The following is a 13,462-nucleotide window of genomic DNA, read 5'->3' on the forward strand; positions in this document are numbered from 1 at the left end:
CTCTCTTGCTGCAGCTGAGCGGTTTTTCCTGCTCGTTTGCTGCCTCGCCGCCCATGTAGGCATGTCCCGTCGATTACGGGACTTCAGCAAGGATCCGCACAATGTCCCTTCCCACCCTTGAACGATCCGTCTCCAGGGTTGCCAACGGCCGTGCCCGCGTTCAGCGCCCGGTTGTCGCTCCCGAACTGCGCCTCGCCGACAACCCGGCGGCCGCGGTCCTGCGCGCCGCCACCGGAGGTCCCGTTTCCCGCGACAACGCCGCGCGCACAACGGGTTTGAGCATCGCCACGGTCAACCGCCAGGTCTCCGCGCTGCTCGCGGCCGGCCTGCTGCGGGAACGCCCCGACCTGACGGCCTCGGGTGCGGTCGGGCGCCCCCGCGTCCCCTTCGAAATCGACCACGACGCCTACCTCACCCTCGGTATCCACATCGGCGCCGCGGTCACCAAGATCGTCGCCGCCGACCTGCGCGGCCGCATCCTCGGTGGGCTGGCCATCGCCACCCCGCAGACCGGTCAGGAATTCGCCACCACCACCGTCGCGCGCAGCGCGAAGGCGTTCCTGCAGCGCTGGCACCGGCGCAAGGCGCTGTGGGCAGGCGTCGCGATCGGCGGCCGGGTCGACCCGCTGACCGGCGTCGTCGATCATCCGAAACTGGAATGGCGTGGAGCGCAGGTCGGTTCGGTCCTCGGCGAGGTGCTGGAGTTGCCCGTCTCGGTGGCGCCGCACGTGGAGGCGATGGCAGGCTCGGAGCTGTTGCTGCCCACCGGCGAGCCCAAGGACCAGGCCCGCCTCGAGCGGGGCAGCAGCCTGTATTTCTACGTGCGTGAGACCGCGGGTGTCGCGGTGACCTTGGATGGTCGCGTGCACACGCCGAGCAACGGTCCCGGCTCGATCGCGCATCTGCCCACGGGCTCGGACGTGGAATGCACCTGCGGACGGCGTGGCTGCTTGGAGGTGACCGTCGGTGATCGGTCACTGCACTCCAGGGCGGTCGGGCGGGGCATCATCCCGGCGCACAACGGCACCGCGGGCTCGACCATCGCCGACCTGTACCGGGCCGCGGAGGCCGGATCGGAGTCCGCGCGCGAACTGCTCGCCGAGCGGGCCACCATCCTCGGCCACACCGTGGCCATGGTGCGTGACATGCTCAACCCCGATCGGGTGATCCTCGGCGGCCAGGCCTTCACCGGCTACCGTCCCGCGGTCGCGCACGTGGCGCGGGCGTTCAACCAGGGTTCGACCCTGCCGCCCACCGACATCCGGATCAGCGGTTTCGGCGGCAAAGTGCAGGAATACGCCGCGGTGGTGACCTCGCTGAGCGTTCTCTACGCCGATCCGCTGGCCGCGGTCCGGCGAACCGCCTTGCACGACTGAGTGATACGGCGAAGGGCGATCGGCCGCAGCGGCTGATCGCCCTTTTCGTGCGCGTGACGCTAGCGGTGTGGATCGCCCGCGAGGGCGAAAAGCCTCTCCAGGGCGGTGATGAAGAACGGGAAGTGGCCCGCGAAGCGCTGCAGGTTGCGGTCGCGTTCGAAGCCGCCGAACCAGTAGAGGCCGGGTTGCGCGTCGGCCGAGGGGTCCAGGTCGCGGAAGGCGCGGATCCAGTTGTCGGCGCGTGCGCCGAGCACCATGAACGGCAGGGCGCGGGAGAACACGGTTTCCTGGTCGATCGGCGGGATCTGTTCGCGCCGAGTGGTTTCCAGGCCGCGTTGCAGCGCGCGGATCTGCTTGGCGAGCTCCAGCCCGCGCGCCGTCCGCACCGGCAGGTACTTCGGCGAGAGCAGGGTCGCGACACCCCCCAGCCCGATGGCGACACCGACCAGGGCATGTCCGGAGGTGAGCGCGAGCGCCACGGTGGCCACGACCCCCGCGACCACCAGCGCCCCACCGAGCCACAGGGCGAGGCCGGGACGGCGGCGATCGAGGAAGTTGCCGCGGGCGACGGCGTCGGCGACCAGTGCGGCGCGTACCGGTTCGGAGGTCACGCGCCCCGGCTTGCGCAGTTCGCCCAAGGTCACCGCGTCGGTGCCTTCGGGCAGCAGCGCCTGGTAGACGGCCTTCTCGTAGTCGCGCAGTTGGTCGTCGGGGGTGTTCACCCGGGTGATCCGCCAGTCGCTGTCACTGAGCGGCGTGATCCGGATGTACCGGCGCACCGCGAGATCCACCACGGTGGCGGCGATGTCGACCGGATCGACATGTCCGTCCAGCAGCAGCCCGGCCTCACCGGGCAGCGTGCCCTCGGGCGAGGTGAACTGCACGCGATCACCCTCGCGCACCAGCGGATCGATCGTCGCGGAACCGCCGCCCACCGTCGCGTCCAGGCGGCGAGCGCGCAGCACATAGGCGACCAAACCGGCCAGCGCGAGCAGCAGCACGCCGAACGCGACGAGCACCGGGGCGGTGATCGCGAAGGGGCCCGCGTCGCCGCTGTCGCGGACATCCGCGTTGCTCGGCACGGTGCCGGGCGGCAATTGCAGCGTCAGATCGATCGCGTCGCCCTTGTGCAGGTCGGTCTGCTCGAGGAAGAGGACGCCGTCGGTCTCGATCTTGACGTCGGCGCACGGCCGGGTGTTACCGGGCGGGCCGAGTTTGCAGTCCACGATGCCCATTTCGAAGCTCGGGCTGATCAGCGAGGCGCTGATGGACGCGATGTCGGTGTTGAGCACACCGAGCCAATGGAAGACCTGGGTGCCCCGCGCGTCGCTGACGGTGTTCTGCACGGAGTACCGGAAGGTGGATTCGCCGGGCCGGGCCTCGATGGTGAACTGGTCGTTGGCGACCGTCGCGGTGCCCGCGCCCTCGGTATCCACGTCGGTGACCCGGAAGACGCGCTCGGCGTCGTCACCGACCCGCAGCCGCAGCGGAAGTGACATCCGGAACGAGCCCTCCGGCGGCACCGAGACCTGTTCGACCACTTCGAGGACGCCCTCGCGGCTCAGCTTCAGATCGGCGGTGATGGTCACGCCCTCCGGCGCGGGCTGGGCCTGGGTGACCGGGGCCGTCGCGAACATTCCCGCGATGGCGAGAAGCAGCGCGCCTAGGGCGGCCCCCCGAAAAGTCAGCATGGCTGCCTACTCTAGACAGCTTGCTATCCTGCGTCAGCGGCTGTCGGCGATCACTGAGACGAGGGGGTACGGGGGCGTGACACAACCACCGTACGGACACGGACCGGTCCCGCGCGGGGGGCGCCCGGTGCCTCCGCCGCCCGGCTACGGTGCGCCCTACGGCCCGCGCCCGGGGTACGGCCCGCCGCCTGGGTACGGTCCGACTCCCGGATACGGCCCGCCGCCGGGATACGCGCCGCCCGCCTACGGCCCGCCACCGGGTTACGGCCCGGCGGTGCCTCCGCCCATGCCCTATGGTCCGCCCGGGCGGCCGCCCTACCCGCCGCCACGCAAACGCGGAGGCGGCGGATGGGTTGTGCTGCTGGTCGTCGTCGTATTCCTGGCGGCGGCGGGACTGGTACGCAACGCGATCTCGGTGGGGCGCGACGCGAGCGACGCGTCCGGTCCGCAACCGAGTTTCACGTTCGACACGCAGCCGGACGGCACGGTCGGACCGTCGGAAACCGGCAACAACCCGCTGCTGACCGACCCCAACGCGACGCTGCTTCCGGCGCAGTGCGACTACTCGCCGTGGGGCACCCAGGTGGACGCCGCCCGCAAGTTCTTCGAAAGCGCCGCGTCCTGCCTGGAAGCGGCGTGGAAACCCGTGCTGCGCAAGGCGAATCTGCCGTTCCAGCCGCCGGCACTGAACGTCAGCGCGACCACGACGGGCATCACCACCCCGTGCACCGGCTCGACCAGCAATTTCGCCGCGTTCTACTGCCCGGCGAACAAGACCGTCTACATGCCGATCAGCCAGTTGCAGACGGACTACTTCAAAGACAACTGGGTGGTCTACCTGTCGGTTTTCGCGCACGAGTACGGACATCACGTGCAGGCGATGTCCGGCATCCTGCGCAAGGCCAACAGCGATCGGGCCGACGTGGGGCCGCGCAGCGCCAAGGGACTGGAGCTGTCGCGCCGAGTCGAATTGCAGGCCAACTGCTTCGACGGCATGTACCTCTCCTCGTCGTCGAAGGGCGGTTCGCTCACCGACCCGCAGCTCACTCTGGCCCGCAAGGACGCCTACGGGCGCGGTGACCAGGCCGGGGACATGCGCGACCACGGGTCGTCCGAGAACGGCGGACAGTGGTTCGAGGCGGGTTTGGACAACAACCGTGCGGTCCAGTGCAATACGTTCACCGCGTCGGCCGGCTCGGTGAGCTGAGGCGCGACGCGGGCGCTCATGCCGTCGGATCGTCCTCGAGTGGGCGCTGGGCGTGCGGGCGCCCGAGATGTCCTTCGCCGAGGCGGCGCGGCGCGTGGCCGTGCACTCCCTCCGCGTACGCCGTCTCGGCGTGCAGGGCGAAGTCGATCCCGGCGGTCTCGTCCTCCTTGCTGACCCGGAATCCGACGAACCGGTCGATGCCCTTGCCGAGCGCGAACGAGACGCCGAACGCGTAGGCCGCGACGACGAGCACCGCCACCAGCTGCTTGCCGAGCTGAGCGAGCCCACCGCCGAAGAACAGGCCCTCGACGCCGCCGGTCATCACCTCGGTGGCGAGCAAGCCGATCAGCACGGTGCCCACGATGCCGCCGACGAAGTGCACGCCGACCACGTCGAGCGAATCGTCGTAGCCCGCTTTGAACTTCCAGCCCACCGCGAACGAGCACAGCACGCCCGCGGCGAGCCCGACCAGCAGCGCACCGAGGGTGTTGACCGACCCGCACGAGGGAGTGATGGCGACCAGACCGGCCACCACGCCGGACGCGGCGCCGAAGGTGGTCGGCCTGCCGTCGCGGATCTGCTCGACCGCCAGCCAGCCGAGCATGCCGAGGCAGCCCGCCACCAAGGTGTTGAGGAAGACGGCCGCGGCCAGGCCGTTGGCCGCCAGCGCCGAACCGGCGTTGAAACCGAACCAGCCGAACCACAGCAGCCCCGCCCCGAGCAGCACGAAGGGCAGGTTGTGCGGGCGCATCGCATCGACCTTGAACCCGATGCGCGGGCCGAGCACCAGCGCGAGGGCCAGGGCCGACGCGCCGGAGGCGATCTCCACCACCAGGCCGCCCGCGTAGTCCAGCGCGCCGAACGAGGCCAGCCAGCCGTCCGGGCCCCACACCCAGTGGGCGATCGGCGCGTACACCACCAGCGCCCAGAGCGGCACGAAGATCATCCACGCGCCGAACTCGGCCCGATCGGCGATGGCGCCGCTGATCAGCGCGGCGGTCAGGACCGCGAAGGTGAGCTGGAACGTCGCGAACAACAGCTCCGGCACCGAGCCGCGCACCGAGGTCGGATCGATGCCCGCCATGCCCAGGTGGGCGAGGCCGCCGATCAGGCCGCCGCCCGCGTCGTCACCGAACGCCAAGCTGTAGCCGAGCAGTAGCCAGGTCACCGTCACCAGCGGGATGGCGATGAAGTTCATCATCAGCATGTTGAGTACGCCGGTCGAGCGGACCATGCCGCCGTAGAAGATGGCCAGGCCCGGGGTCATCAGCAGGACGAGGGCCGTGCTGACCAGCAGCCAGGCGGTAGCCGCGGGGTCGATGGTTGAAGACACGGGTTCACTCCTTCCGCGCGCGTGCGCTGCGAGGAAGTTACCGAATGGTCGCTCGCGGGCCGACAGCCGATCGGTCGAAAGGCGGTCAGGCCGGCGTCTGGTCCTTCCTGACGCGGCGCAGCCACGCCGTCACCGTGTCCGGTGTGGGCGGGTCCGAACCCACCAGGTCGAGCACGCTGTAGCCGACGCATGCCGCGCCCAGCACGCGCGAGGCGACGGCTTCCGCGTCGCCCCACGGCAGGAAGGGCTTGGCAAGCAGCAGGGAGGCGATGCCATGGGCCGCCGACCACAGTTCCAGCACGATCGGCAGCGGGTCGCGCTGCGCCATCGTCCCGTCCTCCATGCACTTGCGTACGGTGGCCGTGAAATGCTCGAAGGCACCGCTGGTGAGCACTTGGTCCACCACGCCCTCGGTCTCGGTGGGCGCGGTCGCGAGCCGGTATTGCTCGGGATGCTCGAGCGCGAAGCGGACGTAGGCCATGCCTTGATCGTGCAGCTGGTGCATCGGAGAGGTGGTGGGGTCGGTGGCCGCTCGCATCGCCTCGGCGAGGTCTTCGAAGACCTGGGCGACGACGGCGTCGATGAGCTCGTCCTTGTCCGCGAAGTGCCGATAGATCGACGGCGCGCTCACCCCGACCAGCTTGCTCACCGCCCGGATCGAGACGGCGTCGGCATGCCCGGTCGTGGTGAGCAGTTCGGCCGTGGCCCGCAGGATCTCCTCGCGCAGCTGGGCGCCGGAGCCGCGCGGCGAGCGCGGACGCCTGCCACCGATCACGCGCGCCCCGCGGTTTCCAGCGGGCGCGCGGCGGCGTCCTCCTCGCCTTCGGTCAGCCCGATCTTGGCGTGCAGGCGGGCCAGCGGTGCGGGCGCCCACCAGTTGGCCGGACCGAGCAGGCGCATGAGCGCGGGCGCGAGCAGACCGCGGATGATCGTGGCGTCGGCGAGCACGGTCAGCGTGAGGCCGAGGCCGAGCAACTGCATGAACGACACCTTCGCGGTGACCAGCGCGCCGAGCACGATGGCCATCAGCACGGCGGCCGCGGTGAAGATCCGGCCCGTGCGGGCCAGGCCGACCGCCACCGCGCGGGTGTTGTCGTGGGTGGCCAGCCACTCCTCGCGCACCCGCGAAAGCAGGAACACCTCGTAGTCCATGGACAGGCCGAAGGCCAGGCAGAACATCAGGATCGGCATGGTCGGCACCAGATAACCGACCGGCGTGAAGCCGAGCAACCCGGACAGATGGCCCTCCTGGAACACCCACACCATCGCGCCGAAGGCGGCGGCCAGCGACAGTGTGTTCAGCACCAGGGCTTTGATCGGCAGCACGACGCTGCCGGTGAACAGGAACAACACGATGAAGGTGGTGAGGGCGATGAGGCCTGCCGCGAGCGGAAGGCGGGAGGCCAGCGCGTGCAGGGAGTCGGCGTTGGCCGCCGCGGCGCCGCCGTAGAGCGCCTCGCCCGGGGCCGGGACCGTCCGGATCGCCGTCAGCTGGCGGTCCCCGGCAGGGGAGAAGGGATCGAGCTTGGTCGCGACATTCAGGTAGGTCCCGGTGTCGTTGGCCATCCCGGGCGGAGCGGGCGCGACTCGCGCGCCTGCCGCGTAGACCCCGGCGGCGGACAGAACAGCGGGCACGCCCTCGACCTTCGACAGTTCGGCGGCGTACCCGCCGAGCGCCGCGTTGTCACCGTGGTAGCCGTCCAGCACGATCGTGGTGCCCGCGACCGGATCGGCCTGCGGGAACTCGGTGCGCAGGGCGTCGCCGACCTGGCGGCTGGTGGCGCTGACCGGCAGCACCCGGTCGTCGGGATAACCGAACTTCACCGACAGGAACGGTGCGCCGAGCGCCAGCAGCAGCGCGATGATCACGATCGCGACCGGCGCCGCGTGCCGCATCACCACCCCTGCCAGCCGATACCAGCCGCTGTCCTCCGGCTCCTTCGGGCCGGGCGCGGGCGCGCCGCGGCGGAACAGGCGGCGCAGCGGAGCCCGCAGGTCGAGGGAGTTCACCCGGTGCCCGAGCAGGACCAGCGCCGCGGGCAGCACCACGATCGACGCGGTCGCCGCCGCGGCGACCACCGCGACGCCCGCGTAGGCGAAGCTCTTCAGGAAGTACAGGTCGAACACGCTCAGCACGGCCAGCGAGAGCGCGACGGTGAGTGCGGAGAACAGCACGGTGCGCCCCGCGGTCTGCACCGACCGGATGGTGGCGGCGGCCGGATCCAGGCCGCGCGCCAGTTCCTCCCGGAAGCGGCTGACGATGAACAGGCTGGAATCGATGGCCAGCGCCAGCCCCATCGCCGTCGTCATGTTCAGCGCGTAGATCGAGACGTCGGTGAACAGCGTGCACAGGCGCAGCAGCGCCAGCGTCGCCAGGATGGCGAACACGCCGATGGTCAGCGGGAGGGCCGCGGCGACCAGACTGCCGAACACCAGGACCAGCACGATCATCGACAGCGGTACGGCGACGCCCTCGGCCAGGGTGAGGTCGCGGGTGGTCTGCTCGGTGACGTCGTGATAGATCGCGGCGATGCCGCCCTGGCGGACCGTGATGCCGTCGGAGACGCCCGAGAACTGCCGCTTCAATTCACTCGCGGTCTGCTGGACCTGCGTCTCGTCTCCGTCGAGGTAGGCGACGACCAGGGCGCTCTTGCGATCGGCGCTGCGCAACGCGTTCGACAGCGGCTGCGGCGTGGTCCAGTAGGACTGCACGCCTCGCACGTCGCCGCGGGCTTTCAGCGCGTCGGCCAGCCCGATGCCCGCCGCCTTGGTGGCCGGATCGTCCGCGCCCGCGTCCGAACCGACCAGCAGGACGAAATTGGGGGCGGCGCCGGCGAAGTTGTCGGCGATCAGCTCATTGACGAGGGCGGATTCGGCGTCGTTCGAGGTGAACCCGCCGGACTTCAAGTGCGCGGGCGCGGTGGCGCCGAAGACGCCGCACAGCACGGCGACCGCGAGCGCCGCGGCCAGCACCGCGCGCGGAGCTCGGGTGATGAATCGGGCCATCCGGGTCAGCATCGCGGCTCCGCTCGATAGGTTAACGGCGTTAGAGTAACGCCGTTAACCCAAGGTGTCGAGCCCGCGGGCGGCGTCCGAGTCAGCCGCGGGACTTACGGATGGCCCGCAATCCCCTCCGTCCGGGCACGGGCAGGTCGTCGCGCATCTCCACCCACTCCGCGGTGGTCAACCAGAGTTCCTGGGCGCGGGCATCGGCGGTGTTGTGGAAGATCCGGCGGCCGCGGTCGTCGCGCAGTTCTTGCGCGACCACCGACCAGCGTGGCGCGCGGCCGTGTTCGTCGAGGTAATCGGCCAGATAGGCCGCGATCGCGGTGCCGATGGTGTTCACGGGGCGCAACGAGACCCGGTTTCCGTACTGGGCCGCGTAGAAACGGCGGCCCGCGCACAGGGACCGGGGATTCGCGTTGGAGGCGATCCATCCCGCGCGCTGGGCTCGCTCGATCAGCCAGAGGTGTTTGACCGCCGATGGGGCGATGTTGCCGACGCGGGTGCGGATCAGCGTCATGATCTGCTCGGTGCACAGCACGTCTCGGCGGGTGGGCCCGTAGCCGTGCGCGGTCCAGTGCGCGTCGGCCAGTTTGGCCAGCACCCGGCCGAAGTCATCGATGCTGCGCTGGGCGCGGCGGCCGAGACGTTCGATGCGCTCGGCCTCGCGGCGCATCTCGTTCTGCGCGGTCAAAGTGCGGATCGCGGCCATGGTCGGCACCTGGCCGCGCTCGAGGAGTTCGAGGATGGCGGCTGCGGTGGCCGGATCTGCTGCCGCGGTGACCGGCAGCGAGTCGCGTTTGATCGCGAACTCCTGCGGGCTGATGGCGCGGCTCAAGAGGGCGACGGCGGAGCGGTCGCCTGCGAAATCGGTGCTGGACAGCCAGGCGGCGGCGATGTCGTCACACGACACGGTGGACGGTCCTCCGGTGGAAGTGGGGGAATTGGCGCTGGTCACCCGTGGTGCTCTCGAGGTTGTGCCCCGGTCGGGATGAGGGACCGGCCGGGGTCACCAACCTGATGAAGGTTTGGCTACCGAAGTTGCCGACTGCCACGTTAGCCAGACGATTGCATCGATGTCACCCATGGTTGCGGTTTCGTTATCTCCGAAAAGTCGAGGTAAATCGGGGTGTGAGTCCGCATTCTGCGGCCCGGGCAGGGTGTCGTGGCGGCTGTGTCCGGACTTCGCTCGTGCAGCGTGAGCGATAGCTCTGAGGTTGCTATCGTGCGTGCGAGGGGTGGGCGGCGAAGAAGACGCGGCGCATGTTGTGACTTGAGTCACATTTGTGCGCCCGCGAGGGCCTGCGCCCGGCGCGGCGGGCGGGCATGTCCTTTGTCGGGGGTCGCCGGTAACCTCTGGCCGTGGCTCTGTACCGGAAGTACCGACCGGCAACGTTCGCTGAGGTGGTGGGTCAGGAGCACGTCACCGACCCGCTGAGTATCGCGCTCGACACGGGGCGGATCAGTCATGCCTATCTGTTCTCCGGTCCACGCGGCTGCGGCAAGACGTCCTCCGCGCGCATTCTGGCCCGATCGCTGAACTGCGTGTCGGGCCCCACTTCGACGCCCTGCGGTACCTGCCCGTCCTGCGTAGCACTCGGGCCCGGCGGTACCGGCAACCTGGATGTCATCGAACTCGACGCCGCGAGCCACGGCGGCGTCGACGACACCAGGGAATTGCGGGACCGCGCCTTCTACGCGCCCGCCGAGTCCAGGTACCGGGTGTTCATCGTCGACGAGGCGCACATGGTGACCACCGCCGGATTCAACGCGCTGCTCAAGATCGTCGAGGAGCCGCCTGCCCACCTGATCTTCATCTTCGCGACCACCGAGCCGGACAAGGTGCTGCCCACCATCCGCTCGCGCACGCACCACTATCCGTTCCGGCTGCTGCCGCCCGCCACGATGCGCGGACTGCTCGGGCGGATCTGCGAGCAGGAGCACGTGCCGGTCGAAGAAGCGGTGTACCCCTTGGTGATTCGCGCGGGCGGCGGCTCGCCGCGCGACAGCCTGAGCGTGCTCGATCAATTGCTGGCCGGCGCGGGCCCCGAGGGCGTCACGTACGCCCGCGCGGTCTCGCTGCTCGGCGTCACCGACGTGGCGCTGATCGACGACGCGGTCGAGGCGCTGGCCGCCGACGACGGCGCCGCGTTGTTCGGCACCGTCGACCGGGTGATGGAGGCGGGCCACGACCCGCGGCGATTCGCCGCCGACCTGCTCGACCGCTTCCGGGACCTGATCCTCATGCGGGCGGTGCCCGACGCCACCGAACGCGGCCTGGTCACCGGCCCGGGTGACGTGCTCGACCGGATGCGGGACCAAGCCGAGCGATTGGGTTCGGCCACCCTGACCCGTTACGCCCAACTGTTGCACGAGGGTCTCGGCGAGATGCGCGGCGCGACGGCGCCGCGACTGCTGCTCGAAGTGGTCTGCGCGCGCATGTTGCTGCCGTCGGCGTCCGATGCGGAATCCGCCACGCTGCAACGCTTGGAACGGCTCGAGCGCGGTATGGCCGGGGGCTCCTTCGCCGCCGCGCCCGCCGCGTCTTCGGCGCCCGCGCCCGCCCAGCCCACGGCCGGGTCGCCGTCGGAGTCACCTCGTCGCCGGGGTGCCGAGGCGCTGGCCGCGATTCGTCGCGAGAACCGCGGGGGTGGTCGCTCGGAGGACGCTGCCGACGCCGGGGGAGCCAATCCCACCGGCGGTTCGGCGCAAACCGAGGGGCCTGGCACCGGTGCCGGAACCGCTGATCGCCCACTGCCGATCGGTGGCGGGGGAAGTCCGTCTTCCGGTGCGGCAGGTTCCACTGTCGCCGCACCGGGCGGCGGGCATCGACCGACGCCCGCCGGTGGTGAGTCGTCCACGAATGCGCCGGCTCCGGGCACGGAAGGCGGCGCGGAGCCTGTTGCGCCGGTTGCCGAACCGGACGCGGTTGTGCCCGACAGCGGGTCGGCGGGAACGATGTCGGCGGGAGGGCCGAGTGCGACCGCCGCGCCGAGTACTTCGAAGGCCGGGACGGCGGGTGCGTCGGGGCCGAATCCTCAGGCGTCCGGCCCGGTTGGCAGCGCAGCGGGCGCCGGGGCGGTCCGCGTTCCTTCCGGACCGGCTGCCGTGCAGCGCGTTTCCGACGCCGTAGCGCAATCGGGACTTTCTCCGGTGCCGCAGCAGGCGGGTTCTCCGGCATCGGATGCGCAGGCGGCGTCGCCTACCGTCGATCCGGCCGTCGGGAACGCTCCCGGGGCCGACCCGACTGCCGCGCGGGGCTCCGTGCGCGAGCGCGGGGCCGCCGACGCGACTGCTGCGCGGGATTCTGCCGTGGGGCCTGATCGCGGGGCTGCGGGGCCGAGTTCTGGGCGCGAGGACGGGAGCGCGGGCCCGGATGCGGCGCGGAGTTCCGCTGTCGGGCGTGATCGCGGTGCCGTCGAGTCGTCCGCCGCGCCGAGTTCCGGGCGCGAGCAGGGGACCGCGGGCCCGGATGCCGTCCGGAGTTCCGCTGGCGGGCGTGATCCTGGGGCGGGGGACCCGAGTACGGCGCGGCGTTCTGCGGCCGGGCCCGATCGCGGTGCCGCCGACTCGCCCGGCGCGCAGGATTCCGCCCCCGATCAGGGCGATCCTGGGCGATCCGAGGCAGGGTCGTCCCACACGTCCGCGCAGGAGCCCGCCGGTCCTTCCTCGGCGCCGAGCGGTGATCTGCTGCGCGAGGTGGAAGCCGCTTGGGCGGATATCCGCGCGAAAGTGCGGGAGTTCGGCGCGGCCGTGCAGGCGATGCTCGCCGGTGCGTCGGTCGCCCGGGTGGAGGGCGAGGTCATCGTCTTCGCGCATCAGCACGCGCCGCTGGCCCAGCGTCTGTCCGATCCGCGGAACCTGGAAGCGGTGCGGTCGGCGGTGCGGGCGGTGCTCGGCCGCGACCACGAGGTGCGCTGGGAAGCGGGCGGCGCGGCGCCACGGCCCGCGGCGCCACGTGCCGGCGGTAGCGGGAACCGTGCTCGCGGACAGGCGGCAGGCCAGCCGGGACGTGAATCCGGCAACGCGACAGGCCGCGCTCCGGATGCCGCCGCTCCGCCGAGGTTCTCCCGCCCCAGCCAGGCGCGCAACGCGGGCGCCGAGAAGCCGGGTAACGCGGGTCGCGCCCGCGCGGGTGGCGCGAATCCGCGCCCGTTCCCCGCGGAGGACGACATACCGCCGCCCGACTATCCCGACCTGCCGGACGATCCCGGCCCCGCGGACTATCCGCCGCCCTACGACGCCGAACCGAGCGGAAGCGACGCCGCGAGCAGCCGGAGCTGGAGCGGCGACGGCGCCGTTCCCGCCTCGACGCCGGAAGAGGAGCGGGAGATGATGGCCGCCGCGGCCGATCCGGTGGCCCCCGGCGACCGGCGCGACCCGGACGAGGTCGCCCTCGAATTGCTGAAGAGTGAGCTGGGTGCCACACGGCTGGATGGTTGACAACCACCGCTCTCACGACGTTAAGTTAACCGGAGTTCGCACTCCACGGTAGTATGTACGGGTAGCCGGGAGCTTCGGTACGCCGACGTTCTATGGTATGCCCAGGCGTACGTGCGACCGTGACGTGCGATCGCTCTTGCCTGCCTGGTTTTGTACAGCGTTAGGAACGGTCGGCCGCAAGGCCGGTCGGCGAGGTCAGCCGCAGCCACGCCGCACCCGCGGTGTCGCCGCAAACCAGCGCTCGGACGGACGTATGTCCGGCCCGGCCGCACAGGAGCGCTCGGACGGACGAACGTTCCGGTCGACCGCACAGAAGCGCTCGGACGGACGTATGTCCCGCCCGGACGCACAGAAGCGCTCGGACGGACGCACGTTCCGGTCGACCGCACAGAAGCGCTCGGACGGACGA

At 70.9% G+C, this 13,462-nt stretch carries 8 protein-coding genes; 3 read left to right on the forward strand and 5 right to left on the reverse strand.

All coding sequences use genetic code 11. The annotated features are described in order from the left end of the window. The first annotated feature begins 101 nt into the window (after window positions 1-101). Window positions 102-1,376: an ROK family transcriptional regulator gene (locus tag ON29_RS02060; RefSeq protein WP_040864397.1), complete on the forward strand. Its 1,275-nt coding sequence runs from the start codon at window positions 102-104 to the stop codon at window positions 1,374-1,376. A 59-nt stretch (window positions 1,377-1,435) separates the two neighbouring features. Here ON29_RS02060 and ON29_RS02065 read toward each other — a convergent pair whose 3' ends face one another. Next, a complete protein-coding gene (locus ON29_RS02065) occupies window positions 1,436-3,067 on the reverse strand; it encodes a DUF2207 family protein (protein ID WP_040864398.1) in 1,632 nt (543 codons plus the stop codon). Window positions 3,068-3,194: 127 nt separating this feature from the next. Here ON29_RS02065 and ON29_RS37425 point away from each other — a divergent pair, with 127 nt between their 5' ends. Beyond that, window positions 3,195-4,274 carry a neutral zinc metallopeptidase gene (locus ON29_RS37425; protein WP_281032487.1) on the forward strand — a complete coding sequence of 360 codons (1,080 nt, stop codon included), beginning with the start codon at window positions 3,195-3,197 and terminating at the stop codon, window positions 4,272-4,274. Window positions 4,275-4,290: 16 nt separating this feature from the next. On the opposite strand, the gene ON29_RS02075 is transcribed toward ON29_RS37425, so the two are convergent. The 4 genes from ON29_RS02075 to ON29_RS02090 form a co-directional block, all read right to left on the reverse strand. Further along, the gene (locus ON29_RS02075; RefSeq protein WP_040864400.1) at window positions 4,291-5,607 is read right to left on the reverse strand and encodes an ammonium transporter; all 1,317 of its coding nucleotides are present in this window, start codon (window positions 5,605-5,607) and stop codon (window positions 4,291-4,293) included. Window positions 5,608-5,692: 85 nt separating this feature from the next. After that, window positions 5,693-6,382 (reverse strand): TetR/AcrR family transcriptional regulator, encoded by a 690-nt coding sequence (locus tag ON29_RS02080; RefSeq protein ID WP_040864401.1) that lies wholly within the window; start codon window positions 6,380-6,382, stop codon window positions 5,693-5,695. Continuing rightward, window positions 6,379-8,625 carry an MMPL family transporter gene (locus ON29_RS02085; protein ID WP_040864402.1) on the reverse strand — a complete coding sequence of 749 codons (2,247 nt, stop codon included), beginning with the start codon at window positions 8,623-8,625 and terminating at the stop codon, window positions 6,379-6,381. Before ON29_RS02085 ends, ON29_RS02080 begins: the two co-directional genes overlap by 4 nt. A gap of 79 nt (window positions 8,626-8,704) precedes the next feature. Continuing rightward, window positions 8,705-9,523 (reverse strand): hypothetical protein, encoded by an 819-nt coding sequence (locus tag ON29_RS02090; RefSeq protein ID WP_040864403.1) that lies wholly within the window; start codon window positions 9,521-9,523, stop codon window positions 8,705-8,707. A 449-nt stretch (window positions 9,524-9,972) separates the two neighbouring features. Here ON29_RS02090 and ON29_RS37685 point away from each other — a divergent pair, with 449 nt between their 5' ends. After that, window positions 9,973-13,053 (forward strand): DNA polymerase III subunit gamma and tau, encoded by a 3,081-nt coding sequence (locus ON29_RS37685; RefSeq protein ID WP_040864404.1) that lies wholly within the window; start codon window positions 9,973-9,975, stop codon window positions 13,051-13,053. Window positions 13,054-13,462: the final 409 nt, after the last annotated feature.

The organism is Nocardia exalbida NBRC 100660, from assembly GCF_000308575.1.
GTDB classification, from domain to species: Bacteria; Actinomycetota; Actinomycetes; order Mycobacteriales; family Mycobacteriaceae; genus Nocardia; species Nocardia exalbida.